19 protein-coding genes are annotated in these 26,999 nt (G+C 70.4%); 13 read left to right on the top strand and 6 right to left on the bottom strand.

Going from position 1 to position 26,999, the window contains the following annotated elements; translation table 11 throughout:
• Positions 1 to 222: 222 nt before the first annotated feature.
• Positions 223 to 1,686 carry an ATP-binding protein gene (locus tag OCJ37_RS06930; protein WP_263112938.1) on the bottom strand — a complete coding sequence of 488 codons (1,464 nt, stop codon included), beginning with the start codon at positions 1,684 to 1,686 and terminating at the stop codon, positions 223 to 225.
• On the bottom strand, positions 1,683 to 2,345 hold the full coding sequence (locus OCJ37_RS06925; protein ID WP_263112937.1) for a response regulator transcription factor: 663 nt from the start codon (positions 2,343 to 2,345) through the stop codon (positions 1,683 to 1,685). The genes OCJ37_RS06930 and OCJ37_RS06925 overlap by 4 nt, the downstream gene beginning before the upstream one ends.
• 212 nt (positions 2,346 to 2,557) lie before the next feature.
• Here OCJ37_RS06925 and rlmJ point away from each other — a divergent pair, with 212 nt between their 5' ends.
• Complete coding sequence (gene rlmJ, locus OCJ37_RS06920) at positions 2,558 to 3,415, top strand: 23S rRNA (adenine(2030)-N(6))-methyltransferase RlmJ (RefSeq protein ID WP_263112936.1); 858 nt, start codon at positions 2,558 to 2,560, stop codon at positions 3,413 to 3,415.
• Positions 3,416 to 3,545: 130 nt separating this feature from the next.
• Here the strand turns inward: rlmJ and OCJ37_RS06915 are convergent, their stop codons facing one another.
• Together OCJ37_RS06915 and OCJ37_RS06910 are read right to left on the bottom strand one after the other, a co-directional pair.
• Positions 3,546 to 4,508, bottom strand: coding sequence for a YwqG family protein (locus OCJ37_RS06915; protein ID WP_263112935.1), 963 nt, complete (start codon positions 4,506 to 4,508; stop codon positions 3,546 to 3,548).
• A gap of 46 nt (positions 4,509 to 4,554) precedes the next feature.
• Positions 4,555 to 5,475, bottom strand: a complete 921-nt coding sequence (locus tag OCJ37_RS06910; RefSeq protein ID WP_263112934.1) for a cation diffusion facilitator family transporter — start codon at positions 5,473 to 5,475, stop codon at positions 4,555 to 4,557.
• Between the two features lie 117 nt (positions 5,476 to 5,592).
• Between OCJ37_RS06910 and OCJ37_RS06905 the strand changes: the two genes are divergently transcribed.
• The 10 genes from OCJ37_RS06905 to OCJ37_RS06860 all read left to right on the top strand — a co-directional run bounded on the left by OCJ37_RS06905 (position 5,593) and on the right by OCJ37_RS06860 (position 20,799).
• On the top strand, positions 5,593 to 6,135 hold the full coding sequence (locus OCJ37_RS06905) for a GNAT family N-acetyltransferase (protein WP_263112933.1): 543 nt from the start codon (positions 5,593 to 5,595) through the stop codon (positions 6,133 to 6,135).
• 229 nt (positions 6,136 to 6,364) lie between these two features.
• Complete coding sequence (mfd, locus tag OCJ37_RS06900; protein WP_263112932.1) at positions 6,365 to 10,057, top strand: transcription-repair coupling factor; 3,693 nt, start codon at positions 6,365 to 6,367, stop codon at positions 10,055 to 10,057.
• 355 nt (positions 10,058 to 10,412) lie between these two features.
• Complete coding sequence (locus OCJ37_RS06895) at positions 10,413 to 10,730, top strand: STAS domain-containing protein (RefSeq protein ID WP_263112931.1); 318 nt, start codon at positions 10,413 to 10,415, stop codon at positions 10,728 to 10,730.
• A 13-nt stretch (positions 10,731 to 10,743) separates the two neighbouring features.
• Positions 10,744 to 12,810: a chemotaxis protein CheA gene (locus OCJ37_RS06890; protein ID WP_263112930.1), complete on the top strand. Its 2,067-nt coding sequence runs from the start codon at positions 10,744 to 10,746 to the stop codon at positions 12,808 to 12,810.
• A gap of 192 nt (positions 12,811 to 13,002) precedes the next feature.
• Positions 13,003 to 15,003 carry a methyl-accepting chemotaxis protein gene (locus tag OCJ37_RS06885; RefSeq protein ID WP_263112929.1) on the top strand — a complete coding sequence of 667 codons (2,001 nt, stop codon included), beginning with the start codon at positions 13,003 to 13,005 and terminating at the stop codon, positions 15,001 to 15,003.
• 69 nt (positions 15,004 to 15,072) lie between these two features.
• Entirely contained in the window at positions 15,073 to 17,016 is a 1,944-nt protein-coding gene (locus OCJ37_RS06880) for a methyl-accepting chemotaxis protein (RefSeq protein WP_263112928.1), read from the top strand.
• 9 nt (positions 17,017 to 17,025) lie between these two features.
• Positions 17,026 to 17,559: a chemotaxis protein CheW gene (locus tag OCJ37_RS06875; RefSeq protein ID WP_263112927.1), complete on the top strand. Its 534-nt coding sequence runs from the start codon at positions 17,026 to 17,028 to the stop codon at positions 17,557 to 17,559.
• Between the two features lie 61 nt (positions 17,560 to 17,620).
• Positions 17,621 to 18,874, top strand: coding sequence for an EAL domain-containing response regulator (locus OCJ37_RS06870; RefSeq protein ID WP_263112926.1), 1,254 nt, complete (start codon positions 17,621 to 17,623; stop codon positions 18,872 to 18,874).
• Positions 18,875 to 18,887: 13 nt separating this feature from the next.
• On the top strand, positions 18,888 to 19,688 hold the full coding sequence (locus tag OCJ37_RS06865; RefSeq protein WP_263112925.1) for a CheR family methyltransferase: 801 nt from the start codon (positions 18,888 to 18,890) through the stop codon (positions 19,686 to 19,688).
• Positions 19,689 to 19,719: 31 nt separating this feature from the next.
• Positions 19,720 to 20,799: a protein-glutamate methylesterase/protein-glutamine glutaminase gene (locus tag OCJ37_RS06860; RefSeq protein WP_263112924.1), complete on the top strand. Its 1,080-nt coding sequence runs from the start codon at positions 19,720 to 19,722 to the stop codon at positions 20,797 to 20,799.
• 119 nt (positions 20,800 to 20,918) lie between these two features.
• On the opposite strand, the gene OCJ37_RS06855 is transcribed toward OCJ37_RS06860, so the two are convergent.
• Together OCJ37_RS06855 and OCJ37_RS06850 are read right to left on the bottom strand one after the other, a co-directional pair.
• Complete coding sequence (locus OCJ37_RS06855; RefSeq protein WP_263112923.1) at positions 20,919 to 22,478, bottom strand: phospholipase D family protein; 1,560 nt, start codon at positions 22,476 to 22,478, stop codon at positions 20,919 to 20,921.
• 70 nt (positions 22,479 to 22,548) lie between these two features.
• Positions 22,549 to 23,367 (bottom strand): AraC family transcriptional regulator, encoded by an 819-nt coding sequence (locus OCJ37_RS06850; RefSeq protein ID WP_263112922.1) that lies wholly within the window; start codon positions 23,365 to 23,367, stop codon positions 22,549 to 22,551.
• A gap of 192 nt (positions 23,368 to 23,559) precedes the next feature.
• On the opposite strand from OCJ37_RS06850, the gene OCJ37_RS06845 reads away from it, so the two are divergent.
• Both OCJ37_RS06845 and OCJ37_RS06840 read left to right on the top strand, forming a co-directional pair.
• Positions 23,560 to 24,960 (top strand): MFS transporter, encoded by a 1,401-nt coding sequence (locus tag OCJ37_RS06845; protein WP_263112921.1) that lies wholly within the window; start codon positions 23,560 to 23,562, stop codon positions 24,958 to 24,960.
• 38 nt (positions 24,961 to 24,998) lie between these two features.
• Positions 24,999 to 26,993, top strand: a complete 1,995-nt coding sequence (locus OCJ37_RS06840) for a glycoside hydrolase family 127 protein (RefSeq protein WP_263112920.1) — start codon at positions 24,999 to 25,001, stop codon at positions 26,991 to 26,993.
• Positions 26,994 to 26,999: the final 6 nt, after the last annotated feature.

Genomic DNA, 26,999 nt, shown 5'->3' with positions numbered 1-26,999 from the left:
GGATCTGATGCCCCGGGGTGCGATTCAGGCGGACCTTCCGGATTCGGCGCTGTGTGGATCGACGTTTCGGCGCGTCGCCTTGGACGGCGACGCTAGGCACCCGATGTCTTTGGAGCCTGGCGCGCGTATGCCCGGATGTTCCGCGCCCCGCCCGCCTGCTTCAGGCGAGTGCGACCACGTTTGCCACCGCATCGGCATCGCGGCCGCGCGACAACACGTGTTCTAGCCGGGCGCTGAGGACCCGCGCTGCGGCAACTCGATGCGCACCGCCAGGCCCATGCCCTCGCCGCCGGAATCCAGCCGCAGCTGCCCGCCGTGCAGGGCGACGATGCGCTCCACCAGCGACAGGCCCAGCCCGCTGCCCTGCCCGGCATTGCCGAGCACGCGGAAGAACCGCTGGGTGAGCCGGGCCAGATCGGCCGGCGCCACGCCGGGGCCGTCGTCGCGCACCACGATGCGCACCGCCGACGGCGCGCCGGCCGCGCCGCGCACCGCGACAGCGTCGATGCGGACCTGGCCGTCCATCCTGCCGTAGCGCACCGCATTGTCGAGCAGGTTGCGCAAGGCGCTGCGCAGCAGTTCGGCATGCGCCCAGACCGTGTCCACGCCGATGTCCGCGTGCAGGCCGATGCGCTTGGCCGCCGCCGCGGGCGCGACGTCGGCCAGCAGCGCCTCGACCAGCGCCGGCAACGCCACCGCCGCGCAGGCCAGGCTGCCGGGCTGTTGCGGATCCAGCCGCGCCAGCATCAGCAGGTTGTCCACCAGCGCGGCGGCGCGGTCCACGTCGCCGCGCAGCACCGCGAGCTCCTGGCGCTGCGCCGCGTCCAGCGTCGCCGCGTGGGCGCGCTGCATCAGCTGGATCTTCATGCGCAGGCCGGCCAGCGGCGTGCGCAGTTCGTGCGCGGCATCGGCGGTGAAGCGGCGCTCGGACTGCAGCGCCTCGCCCAGCCGCGCGAGCACGCCGTTGAGCGCCTGCACGATCGGGCGCAGCTCGTCGGCCTGGCCGGCCGCGGACACCGCGTTCAGATCCTGCGGCGATTGCCGGCCGATGTCCTCGGCCAGGCGCTCCAGCGGCCGCAGCTGGCGGCGGATCACCCACCAGTTGAGCGCGGCCAGCAGCGCCAGCAATGCCAGCGCCGGCCACACCAGGTTCTCGGCCATGTCCTCGAGCAGTTCGGTGCGCTCCTCCAGCGGCTGCGCGACCTGCACGTACAGGTCCTGCGCGCGGGCGTGCAGCACGTGCACGCGCCACAGCCGCTGCGCGTGGCGCACGGTGCCGGTGGCATCGTCGCCGTGCACCTGCCGCGGCGGCACGAACGGCTGCCGCGGCACGTCCGCCGAGCGGCGCAGCACCGTGCCGTGGCGGTCGACGATCTGGTAGTACAGGCGCACGCCGCCGTCGGCCCCCGCCGCCATGCCGTCGTCGGCGCCGTCGCCGGAAGGCGCGGCGCCGTGCAGCAGGCCGGGACCGAAGGTCGCGACCAGCCGTGCGCTTTCCTCCAGCGCGTCGTCGAACACGTCGCTGGTCTCGGTCCAGGCCACGCCGACGATGACGCCCAGGCTGACCAGCCAGCACACGATGCTCGAGCCCAGGGTGGTGGCGATCAGCCGCCGGCGCAGCGAATAGCGTTGCTCCGGCAACTGCGGCGCGCCTGCCGCGACGCGCCGCCGGCGCGGCCACGTCACCGCGGCGCTCCCAGGCAATAGCCCTGGCGCCGGATCGTGGCGATCAGCTCGCTGCCCAGCTTCTTGCGCAGGTGCGAGATGTGCACCTCGATCGCGTTGCTCTCCACCTCCTCGCCCCAGCCGTACAGCGCGTCTTCCAGCTGGTCGCGGCCGACGATGTGGCCCTTGCGCGCCATCAGCGCATGCAGCACCGCGTACTCGCGCGCGGTCAGTGCCACCGCCTCGCCAGCGCGGGTGACGCGCTTGGCCACCGGATCCAGCTCCACGTCGCCGTGCGCCAGGACCACGCTGGGATTGCCGCTGCTGCGGCGCAGCGCCGAGCGGATCCGCGCCGACAGCTCTTCCAGGTCGAACGGCTTGACCAGGTAGTCGTCGGCGCCCAGGTCCAGGCCCTGCACCCGGTCCTCCAGCGCATCGCGCGCGGTGATCATCAGCACCGGCGTGGTCACCCGCGCCGCGCGCAGCGTGCGCAGCAGGGCGTCGCCGTCCAGCCCGGGCAGGCCGCGGTCCAGCAGCACGCACTGGTAGGGCTGCGCCTGCAGTGCGGCGCGGGCCTCGTCGCCGCGGGTCAGCCAGTCCACGGTGTAGCCGTCCAGTTTCAGCCACGCGCGCAGCGTGTCGCCGAGCGAGGGATCGTCTTCTACCAGGAGGATGCGCATCGCGAAAACCTAGCGGGCCGGGCTTAAGGGAATCTGACGGCCGCGACCATACGCCATGCGCGGTCTCGCCGGCGCGAGGGCCTGCGCAGGCGATAACCGGTACCTCGGCGCGGCCCGGCGCTGGCGCACGCACTCCAGCGCGATGGCGGCATCGGCGTCCGCCGCCGCGCGCCGGCATGGCCCCCCGCGGTGGCGCCCCGTACACTGCGCCGATGAACTATCGCCACGCCTTCCATGCCGGCAACCATGCCGATGCGCTCAAGCACACCGTGCTGCTCGCGCTGATCGATGCGCTCAAGCGCAAGGACAGCCCGTTCTTCGTGCTCGACACCCACGCCGGGCGCGGCCGCTACCTGTTCGCCGCCAGCGAGAGCCGCAAGACCGGCGAGGCCGCGACCGGGGTGCTGAAGCTGATGGGCCAGCCGACCCTGCCCGAGGTGCTGGAGCGCTACCTACGCGCGGTGCAGGCCGACAACCCGGTCGGCGCGCTGGTCGCCTATCCCGGCTCGCCGCTGCTGGTCGCCCAGGCGATGCGCGAGCAGGACCGGCTCGCCGCCTGCGAACTGCAGCCGGAGGAAGCGGCCGAGCTGAAGGCGCTGTTCGCCAACGACCGCCGCGTGCAGGTGCATGCCGGCGACGGCTATGCGTCGATCCGGGCGTTCCTGCCGCCGAAGTCGGGCGCGACCAGGATCGGCCGCGGCCTGGTGCTGATCGACCCGCCGTACGAGGCGCAGGATGCCGAATACCCGCTGATCGCCGCGACCCTGCGCGAGACGCTGACCCGCTGGCCGCAAGCGATGTGCGCGGTGTGGTACCCGATCAAGCAGCGCCGCAGCCTGCAGCCCTTCTTGCGCAAGGCCGCGGCGATGCCGGCCAAGTCGGTGCTGCTGGCCGAACTGCAGGTGCGCCCGGACGATTCGCCGCTGCGGCTCAACGGCAGCGGCATGCTGCTGCTCAACCCGCCCTGGCAGTTCGAGCAGGTGCTGGCGAGCGCGTTGCCGGCGCTGAAGACGCACCTGGGCGAAGCCGGCGCATCGACGCGCCTGGAGTGGTTGAAGCGCGAGGAATGAAGGGCCGCACGCCTGCAGGGTCGCGCACCGCTATCGCGCTGGCGCACCGCGGCAGCAGGCATTGCACTGCACGACTGCGTGCGATCGCCGCGCGCATGCCTCTCGCCGCGGCCAGGCCGGACCGCTCGCCTCAGTAGCAATCCCAGTGGAACGCGACCCGGCTGAAGTCGCCGCGCTGCAGGTCGGCCGGATCGATGAAGAAGTTGGCGATGCCGCTGTCGCCCCACATCATCGCCTCGTCGCTGTCCAGCTGCAGCAGCAGCACCTGCCGGTCCTGCGGCGTGCGCGGATCCTCCTGGGTGAACTCCGGGTAGCCGCCGAGCTTGTGCCCGCCGCGGTGCAGGGTCTCGTACAGCGCATCCTCCACCGTGTCCTGCGGCGCGCCCGACGTCGCGGCATAGGCCGCGGCGACCTCCTCCAACGGCCGGCCCAGCGCCTGCGCGAAGCCCACGTCGCTGCTGCCGATGGTTTCCTCGCCGACGCTGAAGTGCAGCGCCCGCGGATGCGCCGGATCGAACGGCAGCGCGTCCCCGGACAGCAACGGCACGTCGACCTGGCGCGCCGCCGCCGCGGGCCGAGGCCAGTACACCACGCGGAAGTTGCGCTGCGCGCTCAGCGCGGCCAGGTCCATGTCGCCGTCGAAGTTGGCCCCGTAGAAGTCGTCGCTGCCGATGAAGAACTGCAGCATGCCCTGCGTCGGAAAGCCGCGCAGCGGCGGCATCTTCGCCAGATCGATCTGCGCCAGCAGCGCCAGCGGCTGGCCGCGGGCGTCGCGCGGGTACGGCATGTCCGCGGTCCAGTACGGGCGTCCGCCGACCTTGCTGGCCAGGCGATCGTCCTGCGCCATCGGCTGCAGGCGCAGTTGCGCGACCGGCTTGCGCGTGGCCTCCAGGCGCGTCCGATACGGCACCAGCGCCCGCTCGGCCTGCACCGGCGCGGCCGGCGTCGGTGTCGGTGTCGGTCTCGCCGGCGGCAGCGGCAGTTCCATGCTGTGCTTGAGCCACAGGCTGCCGCCCAGCAGCAGCCCGCCGAACACGGCGAGCAGGGCCAGCGTGATCACGGTGGACACGGCGACAGCGTGCGAGGTCTTCATTCCATCGATGCTCGTGACGAAGCCGGCGCCACTGTAGCAATCCCGCTCAGGCGCCGGAAGCCGCGCCCGGTTCCGGCTCGAAGAAGCTCCAGCGCACCGTGGGGAACTGCTGCTTCAGGCCGCGCTCGATGCGGGTGATGTCGGCGAGCAGCGCCGCCGCATCGTGCTTCTGCCGCAGCGTCGCCTGCACCGACACCATCACGTCCTCGCCGAGCTGCATCGCGATCAGGTGGATCACCCGCTCGATCTCCGGCTGCGCCTGGAAGAACGCATGCAGTTGCCGCTGCAGCGCCGGATCCACGCTCTGCCCGATCAGCATCGCCTTGATCTCGATCGCCACCAGCACCGCGACCACGATCAGCAGCGCGCCGATGGCGATGGTGCCCAGCGCGTCCCACAGCGGGTTGCCGGTCAGCACCGTCAGCAGCACCGCGGCCAGCGCCAGCGCCAGGCCGAGCAGCGCGGCCAGGTCCTCGCCGAAGATCACGATCAGTTCGGCCTGGCGGCTTTCGCGGAACCAGGTCCACAGCGAACGCCCGCCGCGCACCTTGCCGATCTCCTGCAGGCAGGTGCGCAGCGACACGCCCTCGGCGACCAGCGCGAACCCCAGCACGCCCACCGCCCAGCCCCAACTGCTCAGCGGCTCGGGCTGCAGCAGCTTGTGCACGCCCTCGTACACCGAGAACATGCCGCCGATGCAGAACAGCATCACCGCCACCAGGAACGACCAGAAGTAGATCGCGCGGCCGTAGCCCAGCGGATAGTCGGCGTTGGCCGGGCGCTTGGCCTGGCGCATGCCCAGCAGCAACAGCAGCTGGTTGCCGCAATCGGCCAGCGAGTGCACGGTCTCGGCGAGCATCGCGCCCGAGCCGGTGGCCAGCGCCGCGGCGCCCTTGGCCAGGGCGATGGCCAGGTTGGCGCCGAGCGCGAAGAAAATGGCGCGCCGCGAATCGCCGCTGCCGGACATGGCCGTTCCTCGTCGAAAAAACCCTCGCCTAGGGTAGGCAAACGCGGTGAGCGTTGCGTTCACGGCAGCGGCCCCGGGTAATGCGAGAATCCAGGCTTCGTCGAGGATCATCCGGCCATGGCTACCCGCAACCGCATGCCTCCGTGGCATGAAAACTTCACCCTGCCCAGCGGCCGCGAGCTGCTGATCCGGCCGATCCGGCCGGAAGACAGCGCGCCGCTGCAGGGCGCCTTCAGCCTGCTCGGCCCGGCCGAGATCCGCGAGCGCTTCCTGCACTCGGTACAGGAACTGACCGAGGACATGGCGCAGCGGCTGACCCATCCCAATCCGAAGACCGAGCTGACCCTGGTCGCGGCCGAACCGCTGCCGCCGGGCGAAGCGGTGGTCGGCGCGGTGGCGCGCGCGGCGATCACGCCGGGCACCCGCGAGGCCGAATACGCGATCCTGGTCAGCAGCTTCGTCGCCGGCCAGGGCCTGGGCCGGCAGCTGATGCGCAAGCTGGTCAAGTGGGCGCGGCGCAAGTACCTGGACCGGCTCTACGGGGACGTGCTGGAAAGCAACGTGCCGATGCTGCAGCTGGCCGAATCGCTGGGCTTCCAGCCGATGCCGCACCCGGACACCCCGGGACTGGTCCGCGTGGTGCTGGAACTGAGCAACTGAGCCAGCGGCCGCGGGCGCGCCGCCACCAGGCGCGTGGCCTGCCTGCAGACCGCGGACGAGCACGGCTCGCGAGCCGCAGCGGCCCACCGCTGCCGCTGACCTGTTCACCGCATGCACCGCCCGCAGCGACCGCTGCCGGGCAAGCGCCCACGTCCGGGCGCACGCGCCCTTCCAGCGAATCCCAAATCCCCGATCCCGGCTCGTCCCGGCTTGCTAGACTAAGCGGTCCATGGCGCCTCTTTCCTTCCCCGTTCCGCCGCTGCCCAAATCCGGCCAGCTCCGCGCCTTCTGGCGCGCTCCCGCCTCCTCGACCGCGCTGGCCTGGCACATCGCCTGCGCCGCCGCGGCGCATCGCGGGCCGCTGCTGGTGGTCGCGCGCGACAACCAGAGCGCGCACCAGATCGAGGCCGACCTGCATACGCTGCTGGCCGGCGACGACAGCTTGCCGGTGGTGCCGTTCCCGGATTGGGAAACCCTGCCCTACGACCAGTTCAGCCCGCACCCGGACATCGTCAGCCAGCGCCTGTCGGCGCTGCACCGGCTGCCGGCGCTGAAACAGGGCATCGTGGTGGTGCCGGTGCAGACGCTGATGCAGCGGGTGGCGCCGCTGCGCTACATCGTCGGCGGCAGCTTCGACCTGCGCGTGGGCCAGCGCCTGGACCTGGAGGCGGAAAAGCGCCGCCTGGAGAGCGCCGGCTACCGCAACGTGCCGCAGGTGATGGACCCGGGCGATTTCGCGGTGCGCGGCGGCCTGCTCGACGTGTACCCGATGGGCGCCGACAGCCCGTTGCGCATCGAACTGCTGGACGAGGACATCGACTCGATCCGCGCCTTCGACCCGGAATCGCAGCGTTCGCTGGACCACGTGCAGGCGGTGAAGATGCTGCCCGGGCGCGAGGTGCCGATGGACGACGCCAGCGTCGAGCGCGTGCTGGCCACGCTGCGCGAGCGCTTCGACGTGGACACCCGGCGCAGCGCGCTGTACCAGGACCTGAAGGCGCGGCTGGCGCCGTCGGGCATCGAATACTACCTGCCGCTGTTCTTCCAGGAAGCGCGCGGCGCCGGCGCGCAGGCGCGCGACGCCACCGCCACCCTGTTCGATTATCTGGGCGAGACGGCGCTGCCGTTGCTCGCGCCTGGCGTGGGCGCCGCCGCCGATGCGTTCTGGGCGCAGACCCAGAACCGTTACGAGCAGCGCCGCCACGACGTGGAGCGCCCGCTGCTGGCGCCGGAGGAGCTGTACCAGGCGCCGGACACGCTGCGCGAGAAGCTCAACGGGCTGCCGCGCATCGAGGTGTGGGCCGCCGACCACGCGCGCATCGCCGAGGCGCAGGCGCTGGGCGACCAGCCGCTGCCGCCGTTGCCGGTCGCCGCCAAGGATGCGGCGCCGGCCGCGGCGCTGAAGGGCTTCCTCGATCACTACCCGGGCCGCGTGCTGATCGCCGCCGATTCGCCGGGCCGCCGCGAGGCGCTGCTGGAAGTGCTGGCCGCGGCGGGGCTGAAGCCGGAGGTGATCCCGAACTTCGCCGCGTTCCTCCCTTCGCCCGCCGGCGGAAAGGGGCATCAAGCGCCTGACGGGGGGGCGGCGCGCGCGCAGACCTCGCCGAAGAAGGCTTCCGCATCCTCGACGCCAGCGCAGCCGCAGGTCGCGAGCGGGCGTACCCTCGCCCCACCCCCTCTCTCCCACGGGGACTTCCTTCGGTCGCCGGCGGGAGAGGGGCGCGACGCCGACGCTGCGCCGGCTGCGTTCGCCATCGCGGTGGCGCCGCTGGACGACGGCTTCGCGCTGGACGATCCGCAGATCGCGGTGCTCACCGAGCGCCAGCTGTTCCCCGAACGTGCCGGCCAGCCGCGGCGCACGCGCCGCGCCGGGCGCGAGCCCGAAGCGATCATCCGCGACCTTGGCGAGCTGACCGAAGGCGCGCCGATCGTGCACGAGGACCACGGCGTCGGCCGCTACCGCGGCTTGATCGTGCTCGATGCCGGCGGCATGCCCGGCGAGTTCCTGGAGATCGAATACGCCAAGGGCGACCGCCTGTACGTGCCGGTCGCGCAGCTGCACCTGATCAGCCGCTACTCCGGCGCCTCGGCCGAGACCGCGCCGCTGCATTCGCTGGGCGGCGAGCAATGGACCAAGGCCAAGCGCCGCGCCGCCGAGAAGGTGCGCGACGTGGCCGCCGAACTGCTGGAGATCCAGGCCCGGCGCCGCGCCCGCGCCGGCCTGGCGTTGCAGGTCGACCGCGCGATGTACGAACCGTTCGCGGCCGGCTTCCCGTTCGAGGAAACCACCGACCAGCTGGCCGCGATCGAGTCCACCCTGCGCGACCTGGCCAGCAGCCAGCCGATGGACCGCGTGGTCTGCGGCGACGTCGGCTTCGGCAAGACCGAGGTCGCGGTGCGCGCCGCGTTCGCCGCGGCCAGCGCCGGCAAGCAGGTGGCGGTGCTGGTGCCGACCACGCTGCTGGCCGAGCAGCACTACCGCAACTTCCGCGACCGCTTCGCCGACTGGCCGCTGCGGGTGGAGGTGCTGTCGCGCTTCAAGAGCGCCAAGGAGATCAAGGCCGAGCTGGAGAAGGTCGCCGACGGCGGCATCGACGTGATCATCGGCACCCACCGCCTGCTGCAGCCGGACGTGAAGTTCAAGGACTTGGGCCTGGTGGTGGTGGACGAGGAACAGCGCTTCGGCGTGCGCCAGAAGGAAGCGCTGAAGGCGCTGCGCGCCAACGTGCACCTGCTCACCCTCACCGCCACGCCGATCCCGCGCACGCTGAACATGGCCATGGCCGGGCTGCGCGACCTGTCGATCATCGCTACCCCGCCGCCGAACCGGCTGGCGGTGCAGACCTTCGTCACCGCCTGGGACAACGCGCTGCTGCGCGAGGCGTTCCAGCGCGAGCTGGCGCGCGGCGGCCAGCTGTACTTCCTGCACAACGACGTGGAAAGCATCGGCCGCATGCAGCGCGAGCTGAACAAACTGGTGCCGGAAGCGCGCATCGGCATCGCCCACGGGCAGATGCCCGAGCGCGAACTGGAACGGGTGATGCTGGATTTCCAGAAGCAGCGCTTCAACGTGCTGCTGTCGACCACGATCATCGAATCGGGCATCGACATCCCCAATGCCAACACCATCGTCATCAACCGCGCCGACCGCTTCGGCCTGGCGCAGCTGCACCAGCTGCGCGGCCGCGTCGGCCGCTCGCACCACCGCGCCTACGCCTACCTGCTGGTGCCGGACCGGCGCAGCATCACCAGCGATGCGCAGAAGCGGCTGGACGCGATCGCCTCGATGGACGAACTCGGCGCCGGCTTCACCCTGGCCACCCACGACCTGGAGATCCGCGGCGCCGGCGAACTGCTCGGCGAGGACCAGAGCGGGCAGATGGCCGAGGTCGGCTTCAGCCTGTACACCGAACTGCTGGAACGCGCGGTGCGCAGCATCCGCCAGGGCAAGCTGCCGGACCTGGACGCCGGCGAGGAAGCGCGCGGCGCCGAAGTGGAACTGCACGTGCCGGCGCTGATCCCGGACGACTACCTGCCCGACGTGCACACCCGCCTGACCCTGTACAAGCGCATCTCCAGCGCGCGCGACAGCGACCAGCTGCGCGAACTGCAGGTGGAGATGATCGACCGCTTCGGCCTGCTGCCGGATCCGGTGAAGCATCTGTTCGCGGTCGCCGAGCTCAAGCTGCAGGCCAACGAACTGGGCATCCGCAAGCTGGAGCTGGGCGAGAACGGCGGTCGCATCGTGTTCGAGGCCAAGCCGCGCGTCGATCCGATGACCATCATCCAGATGATCCAGAAGCAGCCCAAGCTGTACGCGATGGACGGCCCGGACAAGTTGAAGCTGAAGCTGCCGCTGCCCGAGGCGGCGGACCGCTTCAATGCCGCGCGCGGTTTGCTGGCGGCGCTGTCGCCACGTTGACGATGGCGACGGCAATGCCCGTCATCTGATCGCTCGAACACCGCGCGGCTGCGCGCGTTCCGAACAAACGGCCGGATTACCGGCCGTTTGCTTTTTGCGGCGCACCAATCGCATTGGCATGGCGCATGCATCGCTCCCTTCAAGTCGGCAGCAACGCGCGCGCGACCTGGAATGTGTTGCCGATTCCACACCTGAACCGCTCATCCATGTCAAGGGTTGGCGAGACAAATATGGCATTCGGCCTAAATATTCCGAAAAGGCGCCGATATCTGCTTACAGCGAACCGAACCGATCATGCGTTCGCGCCCGCGCCACCCGGTTCCGCCGGTCCCAATGCTCGTCACGGAGACATGCCATGCGCTCGACCCCGCCGGAATTCCCGCCCCTGCCGCTGCAACTGAGCGTGGAAGGCGACATGACCATCCGCCGCGCCGGCGAACTCAAGCCGTTGCTGCTGCCGGCGCTGGAGCATCCCGGCGGCCTGCAGCTGCAACTGCAGGCGGTCACCGAGATCGACGCCACCGGCGTGCAACTGCTGCTCGCCACCCAGGCCGCGTTGCGCGCATTGGGCCGGCCGTTCCAGCTCGACGGCTGCAGCGCGCCGGTCACCGACGCACTCGACCTGCTCGGCCTGCGCGACACGCTCGCGCCCGCCGGCGACACCTTCCATTGATCGGCGCCACCCCATGAATCTCGCTCAACTGCTGCAGACCTTCATCGCCGAGAGCCGCGACCTGCTCGAGGACATGGAACGCAACCTGCTGGAAGCCGAACGCGGCGAAGCCGGCCCGGACGCGGTCAACGCCATCTTCCGCGCCGCACACACCATCAAGGGCTCCGGCGGGCTGTTCGACCTGGCGCAACTGGTGGGCTTCACCCATGTGGTGGAGAGCGTGCTCGACCTGGTGCGCGAGAACGCGGTGGCGCTGGACTCGGAGCTGATCCAGCTGATGCTGGCCTGCTGCGACCACATCCGCGCGCTGGTGGAAGCGGCGGCCGGCGCCGACGCCGACGAGGCCGTGCTCGCCGCCGACGGCGAGCCGCTGCTGGCCCGCCTGCACACCTACCTGCAACCGGCCGCCGCGCCGGCCGCGGTCGCGGTGGCGGCCACCGCCGCGACGCAGACCGGCTACTGGCGGATCTCGCTGCAGCTGTTCGCCGACGCGCTGCGCTTCGGCAACTCGCCGCTGCACCTGATCCGCTGCCTGCGCAGCCTGGGCACGCTGGAAAAGGTGCGCACGCGCCACGAGCGCGTGCCGGCACTGCCGGAGCTGGACCCGGAAGCGTGCTACCTGGGCTTCGACATCCTGTTGCGCTCCGACGCGCAGCAGACGGCGATCGAGGACATCTTCGAATTCGTCCGCGACGACTGCGAGTTGCAGGTGGTGGCGGTGGACCCGCATGGCGACGCCGCCAACCTGGAACTGCCGCTGCTGGTCGCCGAGGCCGGCGGCCACGCCCGTGCCGACGACTTCGCCGGCTTCGACAGCCCGGCACCGGTCGCCGCGCCTGCAGCCGCAACCGCCGCGCCCGCCAAGGCAGCAACGGCAGCGCCCGCCGCCGCGCGCGGCGAAGGCGGCAACGCGGCGCGCGCGCAGGACGGCGGCTCGATCCGCGTCGATGCCGACAAGCTCGACCGCATGATCGACCTGGTCGGCGAACTGATCATCGCCGTGGCCAGCACCGGCGCCAACGCGCAGCGCACCGGCGATGCGCAACTGCTCGAATCCACCTCGATCCTGGCCGGGCTGGTCGAGGAAGTGCGCGAGAGCGCGCTGCAGCTGCGCATGGTCAAGATCGGCGGCACCTTCAGCCGCTTCCACCGCGTGGTCCACGACGTGGCGCGCGAACTGGGCAAGGACATCGCGCTGGTGGTCAACGGCGAGGACACCGAGCTGGACAAGTCGGTGGTGGAGAAGATCGCCGATCCGCTCACCCACCTGGTGCGCAACGCGATGGACCACGGCATCGAGCCGGCCGACGTGCGCCAGGCGCGCGGCAAGCCGGTGCGCGGCACGGTGCGGCTGAACGCGTTCCACGATTCGGGCAGCATCGTCATCCAGATCAGCGACGACGGCGGCGGCCTCAACCGCGACCGGATCCTGGCCAAGGCGCTGGAGCGCGGCCTGATCGAACCCGGCCGCAGCCTGTCCGACCGCGAGGTGTTCGCGCTGATCTTCGAGCCGGGCTTCTCCACCGCCGAGAAGGTCACCAACCTGTCCGGCCGCGGCGTCGGCATGGACGTGGTCAAGCGCAACATCACCGCGTTGCGCGGCAGCGTGGACATCGCCAGCCAGCAGGACGTGGGCACCACCATCTCGGTGCGCCTGCCGCTGACCCTGGCGATCATCAACGGTTTCCAGGTCGGGGTCGGCAAGTCGGTGTTCGTGGTGCCGCTGGACGTGGTCGAGGAATGCGTGGAGTTCGCGCCGAACTACCAGAGCGACTACATCGACCTGCGCGGCGGGGTGCTGCCGTACGTGCGCCTGCGTTCGCTGTTCGGCATCGCCGGCGCGCCGCCGCCGCGCGAGAGCATCGTGGTGATCCGCCAGGGCGCGCAGCGCTTCGGGCTGGTCGTGGACACGCTGCTGGGCGAATGGCAGACCGTGATCAAACCGCTGTCCAAGGTGTTCGCCGGGGTTAAGGGCATCAGCGGGTCGAGCATCCTCGGCAGCGGCGGCGTCGCCCTGATCCTGGACGTGCCCTCGCTGCTGACCCAGGTCGAGCCCGCCGCCGAGTCGCTGGCGGCCTGACGGCCGCTTCGCAGCGCAGCGCGCAGCCGCCGCCAGGAACCGCCGCATGTCCTACCGCACATCGCCGACCGGGCCACCCTCCGCCATGCGGCTCGGCCAGGTCGCCTTCGCAACGTTCTGAGCCAACGCCACTCACCCGCACTGGTCGCGACGTCCGGTGCACGCCACCCAACCACGCACAGGTACGCCGCCATGTCCAACGCTCTCTCGCTCTCTTCCAAGCTGTGGATCGGCTCGGCCGTCGCCGTGCTGCTGCCGTTGGCGGCCAGCGCCACCGGCTTCGCCCTGGCGCTCCCGCCGGGCCAGATTCTGGCGCTGGCCGTCGCCGCGGCGGTCCTCGGCGGCGCGGTGCTCGCTTACGTGGCGCATGCGATCTCGCGTTCGCTGCGCATCGCCACCACCACCCTGACCCGCTTCGCCCGCGGCAATTTCGACGTGGTGATGCCGACGGTGCGTAACGACCAGGCCTGCGAGATCCTGCTGGCGCTGCGCGAGGTGCAGTCCGGCGTGCGCCAGATCGGCGACGAGATCGAGCGCATGTCGCGCGAGCACGATGCCGGCGACATCGACGTGGTCATCGACAGCCAGCGCTTCGAGGGCGACTTCCGCAACATCGCCGACGGCATCAACCGCATGGTCGCCGGGCACATCGCGGTCAAGAAGAAGGCCATGGCCTGCGTCGCCGAATTCGGCCGCGGCAACTTCCAGGCGCCGCTGGAGAGCTTTCCCGGCAAGAAGGCCTTCATCAACGACACCATCGAGCAGGTGCGCCGCAACCTGCTGGGCCTGATCGCGCAGATGAACCACATGTCCGCCGAGCACGATGCCGGCGACATCGACGTGAGCATCGACAGCACCCGCTTCGACGGCGACTTCCGCACCATGGCCGACGGCATCAACCGCATGGTCGCCGGGCACATCGCGGTCAAGAAGCAGGCCATGGCCTGCGTCGCCGAGTTCGGCCGCGGCAACTTCGACGCGCCGCTGGAGCGCTTCCCGGGCAAGAAGGCGTTCATCAACGACACCGTCGAGCAGGTGCGCGCCAACCTGCGCGCGCTGATCCGCGACACCGACCTGCTGGTCGACGCGGCCGGCGCCGGCCGCCTCGACGTGCGCGCCGACGCCAGCCTGCATCACGGCGACTTCCGCCGCATCGTCGACGGCGTCAACCAGACCCTGGATGCGCTGATCGGCCCGCTGAACGACGTGCGCCAGGTGCTCAAGGCGATCGAGGATGGCGACCTGACCCGCACCGCCGACAGCGCCTGCCAGGGCCAGCTGAAGGAACTGTGCGACAGCATCAACGCCACCGTCGCGCGCCTGGCGCAGGTGGTCGGCGAGGTCAACGTCAACGCCGAGGCGCTGGCCAGCGCCTCGGAGGAAGTCAGCGCCACCGCGCAGTCGCTGAGCCACGCCGCCAGCGAGCAGGCGGCCGGCGTGGAGGAAACCAGCGCGGCGCTGGAGCAGATGAGCGCCTCGATCGCGCAGAACACCGAGAACGCCAAGGTCACCGACGGCATGGCGGCCAAGGCGGCGCGCGAGGCCAGCGAGGGCGGCGAAGCGGTACGTTCCACGGTCGCGGCGATGAAGCAGATCGCGCAGAAGATCGGCATCATCGACGACATCGCCTACCAGACCAACCTGCTGGCGCTGAACGCGGCCATCGAAGCGGCGCGCGCCGGCGAGCACGGCAAGGGCTTCGCCGTGGTCGCCGCGGAAGTGCGCAAGCTGGCCGAGCGCAGCCAGATCGCCGCGCAGGAGATCGGCGACGTCGCCAGCTCCAGCGTCGAGCTGGCCGAGAACGCCGGCAAGCTACTCGACCAGATGGTGCCGTCGATCCGGCGCACCTCCGACCTGGTGCAGGAGATCACCGCCGCCTCCGAGGAACAGACCTCCGGCGTCGGCCAGATCAACGCCGCGGTCGGCCAGCTCAACCAGACCACCCAGCAGGCCGCGTCCAATTCCGAGGAACTGGCCGCTACCGCCGAGGAAATGAGCAGCCAGGCCGAGCAGCTGCAACAGCTGATGAGCTTCTTCCGCACCAGCCAGGCGCCGGTCCTGCGGCGCGCGCCGGCGACACCGCGCAAGACCGCGAAGCCATCCGCCACACAGCGCGCACGTTCGTTCAGCTACGGCGATGGCGGGCTGGCGCTGGTGTCGACGCCGGACGAAAGCGACTTCCAACGTTTTTGACCTAAACGCAACACCCATCCATCCAGCACGCGTGGCCCAAGGCGAGCGCGGCAACAGAGAGAGCATGACATGTTCGGAAACTTGAAAATCGCGACCCGTATCGGCTTGAGCTTCGGGGTGGTGCTGTTGCTGATGCTCGGGATGGGCATCTTTGCCATGCTGCAGATGAACAAGATCAACCAGGCCTCCACCGATATCGCCGGCAACTGGATGCCCAGCATCCGCAACATCGAGGAAATGACCGGCCGCTTCAACCAGCTGCGCCTGTACGAACTGCAGCACGTCATCAACCGCGCTCCGGCCGAAATGCAGGACTACGACATCCGCATGCAGCAGGTGGCGGACGCCTTCGCCAAGAACCGGCAGACCTACGCCAAGCTGATCTCCACGCCGGAGGAGCGCGCGATCTACGAGGACTTCTCCAAGAAGTTCGACCGCTACCTGGAACTGCACAAGCAGGTCCTGGATCTTTCGCACCAGCAAAAGAAGGACGAGGCGCTGGCCTTGCTCAACGGCGAACAGCGCCAGATCTATCGCGGCACCGCCGATTCGCTGGCCAAGCTGGTCGAGCTCAACACCAACGGCGGCGAAGCCGCGAGCAGCGCCGCCGACGTGCTCTACGCCAGCTCGCGCACGCTGATCATCTCGGCGATCGCGCTGTCGGTCCTGCTCGGCATCGGCGTCTCGGTGTTCATCGTGCGCTCCCTGAGCAAATTGCTCGGCGGCGAGCCGGCCTACGTGGCCGAGATCGCCAACGCCGTGGCCCGCGGCGAGATCGACCTGGACGTGCGGACCCGTAGCGGCGATACCAGCAGCGCGCTGTATGCGATCCGCACCATGGTGGAACGGCTCAAGGCGATCATCAACGGCCAGCGGCAGGCGGTCGCCGCCGCCAACCGCGGCGACTTCTCGCAGCGCGTCTCGCTCGACGGCCTGGCCGGCTTCCAACGCGACATGGGCCAGGGCATCAACGATCTGATGAGCACCACCGGCGACAGCATCCGCGACGTGGTGCGGGTGATGGGCGCGATGGCCGACGGCGACCTGACCCAGAACATCGACAAGCACTACGACGGCGCCTACGCGGAGATGAAGAACTACGTCAACGACACCATCGCGCGCCTGTCGCAGGTGGTCAACGAGGTCAACGGCAGCGCCGAAGCGCTGGCCAGCGCCTCGGAGGAAGTCAGCTCCACCGCGCAGGCGCTGAGCCAGGCCGCCAGCGAGCAGGCCGCCGGCGTGGAAGAGACCAGCGCGGCGATCGAGCAGATGACCGCCTCGATCGGGCAGAACACCGAGAACGCCAAGGTCACCGACGGCATGGCCAGCAAGGCCTCCAGCCAGGCGATGGACGGCGGCGAGTCGGTCCGCGCCACGGTGCAGGCGATGAAGCAGATCGCGCAGAAGATCGGCATCATCGACGACATCGCCTACCAGACCAACCTGCTGGCGCTGAACGCGGCCATCGAGGCGGCGCGCGCCGGCGAGCACGGCAAGGGCTTCGCCGTGGTGGCCGCGGAAGTGCGCAAGCTGGCCGAGCGCGCCCAGGTGGCCGCGCAGGAGATCGGCGACGTCGCCGGCTCCAGCGTCGAACTGGCCGAGAACGCCGGCAAGCTGCTGGACGAGATGGTGCCGTCGATCAAGCGCACCTCCGACCTGGTGCAGGAAATCACCGCGGCCTCCGAAGAGCAGGCCTCGGGCGTCAACCAGATCAACACCGCGATCGGCCAGCTCAATCAGACCACCCAGCAGGCCGCGTCCAACTCCGAGGAACTGGCCGCCACCGCCGAGGAGATGAGCGGCCAGGCCGAGCAGCTGCAGCAGCTGATGAGCTTCTTCAAGCTCGGCGGCACGCCGTCGCGGCCGGCGCACCGCGCCGCGCCGGCGGCGGCCGCGCGCAGGCCGGCGCAGGCTGCCCGTGCGCCCGCGCGCAAGCCGCTGGCGCGCTTCGCCGAGAGCCATCTCGCGCTGGCCGGCGACGCGCCGGACGAAGCCCATTTCGAAACCTTCTGAGGACAGGCCATGACCGCACACGAATCTTCCGTGCCGTTCGGTGGCACCGACCTGGCGCCCGACCAGTTCCTGACCTTCCTGCTCGGCAAGGAGATGTTCGGGGTCGGCATCCTCGGCATCAAGGAAATCATCGAGTACCGCACGCCGACCGACGTGCCGATGATGCCGCCGGCGCTGCGCGGGGTGATCAACCTGCGCGGCGCGGTGGTGCCGGTGGTGGACCTGCAGCAGCGCTTCGGCCGCGCCGCCAGCGAGGTCACCAAGCGCACCTGCATCGTCATCGTCGAAGTCGCCAACGGCAACGAACGCCAGGTGCTGGGGCTGCTGGTGGACGCGGTCAGCGAAGTGCTGGAGATCGCCGCCGCCGACATCGCCCCGGCCCCGGCCTTCGGCGCCGGCATCCGCCGCGAGTTCATCCACGGCATGGGCAAGGTCGGCGAGCGCTTCGTGATCCTGCTCGATGCCGATGCGGCGCTGTCCACCCAGGAGTTCGTCGCCATGGCCGGCATCGAGCCGGGCGTGGAGGCGGGCATCGCCGCCTGAGTCGCCCGCGCGGCGCGGCGCACCGCGCCGCGCCCAGCCCTTGCCCACGGACGCCATCCGCATGCCGCTCGTTCACGAAACCGCCACGCTCAGCCAATTCGGAACGGTTCTGGTCGTCGACGACAGCCAGGTCCAGTGCGAGCACGCGCTGGCGCTGTGCCTGCGGCTGGGCGCGGAGGCGGTGGAAGGCGTGCACGACGGCCATGCGGCGCTGGCGCGGGTGACCCAGGGGCCGGCGCCGGGGCTGCTGATCGTGGACCTGGAAATGCCCGGCATGGACGGCGTGCAACTGCTCGACGCGCTGGCCCGCTGCAGCGTGCGCGTGCCGATCGTGGTCGCCTCGCAACGCGGCGCGGCACTGATCGATTCGGTGCTGCAGGTCGGCCGCGCCAACGGCCTGCAGGTGCTGGCCGGCCTGGAGAAGCCGCTGCGCGCGGCCGAGCTCGGCGCGGCCCTGCAGGCGAACCCGCCGCCCACACCGGCAGCGCGCAGCGATGCCGGCCTGGACGGCGCCACCGATGCGGCGATGCTGCGCGAGGCGTTGCGCCGCAGCGACATCGAAGTGGCGTACCAGCCCAAGGTGGACATGCGCAGCGGCCAGGTCAGCGGCGTGGAAGCGCTGGCGCGCTGGCGGCACCCGGTCAACGGCCAGATCGCGCCGGACCGCTTCATCGCCCTGGCCGAGCGCGAAGGCCTGATCCACGCGCTGACCGCCAGCGTCGCCGACCAGGCGATGGCGCGGCTGGCGACCTGGAAGCAATCCGGTTTCCGCCTGACCCTGGCGATCAACCTGTCGCCCTGCCTGCTGCAGGACCCGGGCCTGCTCGACGAACTGCACGACCAGTTGCGCCGGCACGGCCTGGTGCCGGCCGACATGATCCTCGAGATCACCGAAAGCTCGCTGGTCGAGGCCAGCGCGCTGGGCATGCTGGCGCGGCTGCGGCTGCAGGGCTTCGGCCTGTCGCTGGACGACTACGGCACCGGCTTCTCCTCGCTGCAGCAGCTCACCCGCATCCCCTTCACCGAACTGAAGATCGACCGCATCTTCGTGCACGACGCGCATCGCAGCCGCAACCTGCGCACCGTGCTGGAATCGGCGCTGGGCATGGCCCAGCGGCTGGGCCTGAGCACCGTCGCCGAAGGCATCGAAACCGTGGAGGACTGGCAGTTGCTGCAGCAACTGGGCTGCGACCTGGGCCAGGGCTATCTGCTGGCGCGGCCGATGGGCGGCGGTGCGCTGACCACCTGGCTGCTGGAGCACCAGACCCGGCTGCAGGAACACGGCCCCACTTCGGCGCAAGCGCCGCATCACTGACTCACGGACCCTCATGACCACCGACATCACCGAGCAGGAATTCGGCAAGTTCCAGCGCTTCATCTTCGACGCCGCCGGCATCACCATCTCCCCGGCCAAGAAGGCGATGCTGTGCGGGCGCCTGGGCAAGCGCCTGAAGGCGCACTCGCTGCAGACCTACAGCCAGTACCTGAAACTGCTGGAGAGCCGCGAAGGCAGCGAGGAGGTGCAGACCGCGATCGACCTGCTGACCACCAACGAGACCTACTTCTTCCGCGAGCCCAAGCATTTCGAGCTGCTGCGCCGGCTGGCGACCGAGCACAAGGGCGGCGCGCCGTTCCGCAGCTGGAGCGCGGCCAGTTCCAGCGGCGAGGAGGCCTACAGCATGGCGATGGTGCTGGACGACGCGCTGCAGGGCCGCGCCTACGAGGTGGTCGGCACCGACATCAGCACCCGCGTGCTGGCCAAGGCGCGCGCCGGCCTGTATCCGCTGCAGCGCATCGAGCACATGCCGCCGGCGCTGCTCAAGCGCTACTGCCTGAAGGGCCGCGGCGAATACGAAGGCAGCCTGCTGATCGACCGCAAGCTGCGCGACAACGTGCGCTTCCTGCACGCCAACCTCAACGCCGCGCTGCCCAACCTCGGCCAGTTCGACGTGATCTTCCTGCGCAACGTGATGATCTACTTCAACGGCCAGACCAAGCGCGAAGTGGTCGCGCGGGTGCTGTCCACGCTCAAGCGCGGCGGCATCTTCTGCATCGGCCACTCCGAAAGCCTCAACGACATCAACGACGACGTGGTCCAGGTGGCGCCGTCGGTGTACCGCAAGCCATGAGCGCCGCGACCGCTACGCAAAGGAACGACCGATGACGACGACGATCAAGGCCATGGTGGTCGACGATTCGGCGGTGGTGCGCCAGGTGCTGGTGGCGGTGCTCAACGAAGCGCCCGGAATCGAGGTGATCGCCTCGGCCGCCGACCCGCTGCTGGCGATGGACAAGATGCGCCAGCAGTGGCCGGACGTGATCGTGCTGGACGTGGAGATGCCGAAGATGGACGGCATCACCTTCCTGCGCAAGATCATGAGCGAGCGCCCCACCCCGGTGGTGATCTGCTCCACGCTCACCGAGAAGGGCGCGCGGGTGACCATGGATGCGCTGGCCGCCGGCGCGGTGGCGGTGGTGACCAAGCCCAAGCTCGGCCTGAAGCAGTTCCTCACCGATTCGGCCGAGGAACTGGTGGCCACGGTGCGCACCGCTGCGCGCGCCAACGTCAAGCGCCTGGCCGCGCGCAGCGCCGCGCCGCCGGTGGAGGCGGAGGTCAAGCACACCGCCGACGTGATCCTGCCGGCGCAGGGCGGCCGCGCGCTGGCGCAGACCACCGAGCGGGTGATCGCGATCGGCACCTCCACCGGCGGCACCCAGGCGCTGGAGGAAGTGCTGACCGCGCTGCCGCGGGTCAGCCCCGGCATCGTCATCGTCCAGCACATGCCGGAGAAGTTCACCGCCGCCTTCGCCGCGCGCCTGGACACGCTGTGCCAGATCGCGGTGAAGGAAGCGGCCAACAACGACCGCGTGGTGCCCGGCCGTGCGCTGATCGCGCCCGGCGGCAAGCACATGCTGCTGCGCCGCAGCGGCGCGCAGTATTTCGTCGAAGTGGTGGACGGGCCGCCGGTGAACCGGCACCGGCCGTCGGTGGACGTGCTGTTCCGTTCCGCCGCGCGCGCCGCCGGCGCCAACGCGCTGGGCATCATCATGACCGGCATGGGCGACGACGGCGCGGTCGGCCTGCTGGAAATGCGCCAGGCCGGCGCGCGCACCGTGGCCCAGGACGAACAGAGCAGCATCGTGTTCGGCATGCCCAAGGAAGCGATCAAGCGCGGCGGCGCGGAGAAGATCCTGCCGCTGGGCGCGATGGCGCGCGAGATCGTGCAGCAGCTCGGCTAGCGCGGTTCACCGTCGCCTGGATTCTGCCCTTGTAGGAGTGGCTTCAGCCGCGACAGGCACCATCGGGCGTCCTGTGGCGGCTGCAGCCGCTCCTACAGGAACCATCGGCCATCGCGCCGCTACAGCTGCGACTCCACCGGCAACCAGCCGATCACCCGCGCCGCCGCGCGGCGCCAGATCCCGGCTTCCGGCTCGCGCTCCCAGGCCTTCGGCGGTTGCGCCGCATCGTCGTGCCAGCGCAGCGCGCCGTCCTGCAGCGCCAGCCGGTAGCTGACCGGCGCCGACACCTTGGCTTGGTACAGCCGCTGCAACTCGGCGGCCGCGGCGCGGTCGCGGAACAGCAGGCCCATCTCGGTGTTGAGGTTCATCGAACGCGGGTCGAGGTTGAACGAGCCGATGAAGCCTTCCTGCCCATCGACCACGAAGGCCTTGGTGTGCAGGCTGGCGCCGCTGGACCCGAACAGGCTGCCGCCCGGGTCGCCCTCGGGCTTGAGTTCGAACAGCTTCACGCCCTGGTGCAGCAACGGCACCCGGTAGCCGGCATAGCCGCCGTGCACGGCGACCACGTCGTTGGCCGCCAGCGAATTGGTCAGCACGCCGACCGCGACCCCGCGCTGGCGCAGCTGGCCGATCCAGCGCATGCCGTCGTCGCCGGGCACGAAGTATGGCGAGATCAGCGCCAGCTCGCGCTGCGCGCGCGCCATCTCGCCGACCAGCAGCGGCGTCATCCAGTCCGCGCGCGGCGGCGCGCCTTCGGCCTTCTCCGGCGGGTCGGAGACGATCCTGGCCTCGGCGCTCCAGTGCAGCGGGCGTTCGCCTTCGAGCAGGTTGCGCACGCTCGGCGCGCGGCGCAGGCGCTGCGCGTAGGGATGCGCCCGCGCCGAGCGCAGGCCGGCGTCGATGCTGGCGCGCAGCCTGGGCAGCGCCTCCGGCTCGGCCTGCACCAGCGCGCCGAGCGGTACCGCGGTGCGGCTGTTCCAGTAGGCGTCGAAGATCTGCGTGGCCTGCGCCACCGCCGGCCCGACCACGGCCGCGTCGGTGTCCATGAAGTTGGTGTCGCGCGAGGCGTCGAAGTATTCGTCGCCGACGTTGCGCCCGCCGACCACGGCGATGCGCCCGTCGGCGATCCAGGCCTTGTTGTGCATGCGCCGGTTGACGCTGAAGAAGCGCAGCACCAGCTCCACGCCGCGCATCAGCGTGCCCTCGCGCGCGCGGGTCGGGTTGAACAGGCGCACCTCGATCAGCGGATGGCTGTCCAGCGCGGCCAGCACCGACTTGCTGCCGTGCACGTTCATGTCGTCCAGCAGCAGGCGCACGCGCACGCCGCGGTCGGCGGCGCGCAGCAGTTCGTTGTAGAGCAGGTTGCCGGTGAAGTCCGGATGCCAGATGTAGTACTGCAGGTCCAGGCTGCGCCCGGCCGCGCGCGCCGCCACCGCGCGCACCGCGAACGCATCGACGTTGTCGGGCAGGATCACCATGCCGCTGTGGCCCGCATGGGCCGCGGTCAGCGGCGCGACCACACGGTCGATCGGGGTCTGCACCGCGGTCGCCGGCAACGCGTGGCTGGCCGGGCCTTGCGCGCGGTCGGCGAAGCGGCCGTAGCCGTACAGCGCCACCAGCGAGGCCAGCACGCATGCCGCCAGGGCGATGCCGCTCCATTTCAGCGCCTTCTTCTTCATTCGCAGACTTCCCGGGACCTCGGCGCAGTGTAGGCAATGCGCTGTGTAGGCGGCTGCGTGCATGCCCGGCTCACCCCGAGTTGATGTGCTCCTTGCAGTACAGCCGCCGGTAGGCGGTCGGGGTCATGCCCAGGCGCTGGCGGAAGATGCGGCGGAAGTAGCCGCCATCGCTGAAGCCGGCGCGCTGCGCGACCTCGTCGACGCCGCAGGTGTTCACCAGCAGCAGCTTCTCGGCGAAGGCGATGCGCTGGCGGTGGATCGCCTCGGTCAGCGTGGTGCCGAACGCGCGCCGGTAGATGCGCCCCAGGTAGTCCGGATTGCAGTGCAGCTGCGCGGCCAGCGTGGAGGCGTTGAGCGCGGTGTGGAACTGGGTGCCGATCAGCTGCTTGGCGCGGTAGGCCAAGGCCACGCCGGCGCGGTCGGAGTCGTGCGGGTCGGGCCAGGCGCCGGCCACGCATTGCAGCATCGACAGCACGATGGGTTCGAGCATCGGCAGCGTGCGCCGCTCCTCCTGCTCGCTCAGGAACCAGCGGAACAGGCCGACGAAGCGCTCCGGATCGCGGATCGCGGTGCGTTGCGGCATCGACAGCAGCGTCGCCTCGGCGGCCGTTTCCGCCGCCGGCTCCAGTTCGAAATGCACCCAGTAGAAGCGCAGGTCGTCGGGAAAGCGGCCGAGCCCGGCGTGCTCGCGCCCGGGCCACAGGATCAGGGTCTCGCCGGGGCCGATGTGGAAGTCGCTGTCCTGCTCGCGGATCGACAAGGTGCCGCGTTCGACGAAAATCAGCTCGTAGGACTGGATCACACGGGTCGGATGCGCGCCGACCCCGCGGGAGATGAACAGGCCGCCGTTCTGGACCCGGATCGGATAGGCGACTGCGAGTTCGAGCATGTCGGAAACGTCTCCCCTGACGCACGGCGTACGCTGCAATGCAGCAATCGACGACGATGCGGCCGTACGCGGCGGCATCCTCGCACAGGTCGGAATCGTACCGTTTTTATACCGCAGCGGCTCTTGTCCGGATGCCGGCGGCGTGCGACTTTGGCCTGGCGCCGGACCCCGCGCCCGCCAGGAACCGTCCCGTTGAATGCGACCGCCGTTGGCCCCGTTGCCGCAGGCGCCGACCAGGCCGCCACGCACAAGCTCTCGCGCCTGGAAAAATTCGGCTACGGCCTGGGCGATGCCGGCGGCACCATCGTCACCTGCCTGATCGCCAACTTCCTGACCTTCTTCTACACCGACGTGTTCGGCCTGACCCCGGCGCTGGTCGGCACCCTGTTCACCGTGCTGCGCATCGCCGACGCGGTGTCCGATCCGCTGATGGGCGTGCTCGCCGACCGCACCCGCAGCCGCTGGGGCCGCTTCCGCGGCTGGCAACTGTGGATCGCGCTGCCGATCGGCATCGCCTGCGTGCTGACCTTCAGCACCCCGCAGCTGGGCTACGCGGCCAAGGTCGCCTACGCCTTCGCCAGCTATTTCCTGCTGTCGCTGTGCTACACCGCGATCAACGTGCCGTACTGCGCGCTGATCAACAGCATGACCGGCGACCACCGCGAAGTGGTGTCGGCGCAGTCGTGGCGCTTCGTGCTGTGCGGCATCGCCGGCTTCCTGGTCTCGGTCGGGCTGCCGTGGCTGGTGCGGGTGCTCGGCGACGGCGACGCCGCGCGCGGCTACCAGCTCGGCGTGGGCCTGCTCAGCGTGCTGGCAGTGGCGATGTTCCTGTGCTGCTTCTTCGCCGTGCGCGAACGCGTGCCGGTCAGCCTGCTCGGCGATGCCGGCATCGGCCAGCATCTGCGCGGGCTGCTGCGCAACGACCAGATGCGGCTGGTGCTGCTGATGTCGTTCCTGCTGATCAACGTGTTCAACATCCGCGGCGGCGGCTACCTGTACTTCATCACCTACGTGCTCGGCGGCAGCCCCGGCTACGCCTCGCTGTTCTTCGCGATGGTGGCGCTGGCCACGGTGCTGGGGGCGATCGTGGTCAACGCGCTGTGCCGCCGCTTCGACCCGCTGGCGCTGTACCTGCACACCAACCTGGCGCTGGCCGCGCTGGGCGTGCTGCAGTGGTGGATGCCCACCGGCGCGGCGCAGCAGACGCTGTGGCTGGGGCTGATCTTCGTCAACTGCCTGGTGCTCGGCTTCGCGCTGCCGCTGCACTTCTCGATCATGGCCTTCGCCGACGACTACGGCGCCTGGAAGAACCGGGTGCGGTCCTCCGGCATCAACTTCGCCTTCAACCTGTTCTGCATCAAGCTGGCCTGGGCGTCCAGCGCGGTGGTGATCAGCTACCTGTTCGTGCGCGTGGGCTACCGCGCCGGCGCCGAACACCAGACCGCCGCCTCGCTGCAGGCGATCACCCTGCTGGAAACGCTGATCCCCGCGGCCATCCACCTGCTGCTGGCCGCGGTGATCCATCGCTGCCGGCTGCGGCGGCCGCTGCTGGCCGAGATCGCCTCCGACCTGGCCGCACGCCCGGTGCACTGATGCCCTCCCCTCTCCCCCTCCCCAGGATCGCCGCCTCCATGCCGCATTCGCCCGCCCCGCCGCCCGAACTCCCGCTCGACCGCCTGCGCATCGCCGATCCGTTCTGGGAGCGCTACCAGCGCCTGGTGCAGGAGGTGGTGCTGCCCTACCAGTGGGACGCGCTCAACGACAGGGTCGCCGATGCCGAACCCAGCCATGCGATCGAGAACTTCCGCATCGCCGCCGGCCGCAGCGACGGCGCGTTCTACGGCATGGTGTTCCAGGACAGCGACGTGGCCAAGTGGCTGGAAGCGGTGGCCTACCTGCTCGCGCAGCATCCCGATCCGGCGCTGGAGCGCGATGCCGACGCCACCATCGAGCTGATCGGCGCCGCGCAGCAGGCCGACGGCTACCTCAACACCTATTTCACGGTGAAGGCGCCGGAGCAGCGCTGGACCAACCTGGCCGAATGCCACGAGCTGTACTGCGCCGGGCACATGATCGAGGCCGGCGTGGCCTACTATCAGGCCACCGGCAAGCGCGCGCTGCTGGACATCGTGTGCCGGCTCGCCGACCACATCGACGCCACCTTCGGCCCCGGCCCGGAGCAACTGCACGGCTACCCCGGGCATCCAGAGATCGAGCTGGCGCTGATGCGCCTGTACGAGGCCACCGGCGAACCGCGCTACCTGGCGCTGACCCGCTACTTCGTCGAGCAGCGCGGCACCACCCCGCACTACTACGACGAGGAATACGAAAAGCGCGGGCGCAGCTATTTCTGGGGCGGCCACGGGCCGGCCTGGATGATTCACGACAAGGCCTACAGCCAGGCGCACGTGCCGGTCGCGCTGCAGACCACCGCGGTCGGCCACGCGGTGCGCTTCGTCTACCTGTACGCCGGCGTGGCGCACCTGGCGCGGCACAGCGGCGATGCGCAGCTGCGCGCGACCTGCGAGCGGCTGTGGGAGAACACCACGCAGCGGCAGCTGTACCTCACCGGCGCGATCGGCGCGCAGAGCTACGGCGAGGCGTTCAGCGTCGACTACGACCTGCCCAACGACACCGCCTACAACGAGAGCTGCGCCTCGATCGGGCTGATGATGTTCGCCAACCGCATGCTGCAGCTGGCGCCGGACAGCCGCTACGCCGACGTGATGGAGCGCGCGCTGTACAACACCGTGCTGGCCGGCATGGCGCTGGACGGGCGCCACTTCTTCTACGTCAATCCGCTGGAAGTGCATCCGCCCACGGTGCACGGCAACCACGGCTTCGACCACGTCAAGCCGGTGCGCCAGCGCTGGTTCGGCTGCGCCTGCTGCCCGCCCAACATCGCCCGCGTGCTGACCTCGCTCGGCCACTACCTCTACACCCGCCGCGACGACACGCTCTACGTGAACCTGTACGTCGGCAGCGACGCGGCCTTCGACGTGGACGGGCGCACGCTGACGCTGCGCCAGCGCGGCGAATATCCGTGGCAGGAGCGGGTCGAACTTCGCGTGGAGTGCGACACGCCGGTCGAGGCCGCGCTGGCGCTGCGCCTGCCGGACTGGTGCCGCGCGCCGCAGCTGCGGCTCAACGGCGCGCCGATCGCGATCGAGGAGCACCTGCAGCACGGCTACTGCGTGCTGCGCCGGCGCTGGCAGCACGGCGACACGCTGCAGTTGCAGCTGCCGATGCCGGTGATGCGGGTCAGCGGGCATCCGCGCGTGCGCCATCTGGCCGGCAAGGTCGCGCTGCAGCGCGGGCCGCTGGTGTACTGCCTGGAGCAGGCCGACAACGGCGCGCAGTTGCACCAGCTGCGCCTGCCGGAGGATGCGCCGATCCGCACCGCACCCGGCGGCGGCACGCTGGCCGGCCAGGTGCTGCTGCAGGCCGAGGGCGAACGCCTGCACGGCGACGACGAGGCGCAGGCCGACGCCGCGCCGCTGTACCGCTACGACGCGCCGCCGCCGTCGCGGCAGGCGCAGACCCTGACCTTCGTGCCCTACTTCGCCTGGGCCAACCGCGGCGAAGGCGAGATGCGGGTATGGGTGGACGCGCGCGGCGGCGGCTGAGGCCTG

Origin of the sequence: Xanthomonas sp. AM6 (assembly GCF_025665335.1) — a bacterium.
GTDB lineage: Bacteria > Pseudomonadota > Gammaproteobacteria > Xanthomonadales > Xanthomonadaceae > Xanthomonas_A.
This window is presented reverse-complemented; position numbering and strand designations above follow the sequence as displayed.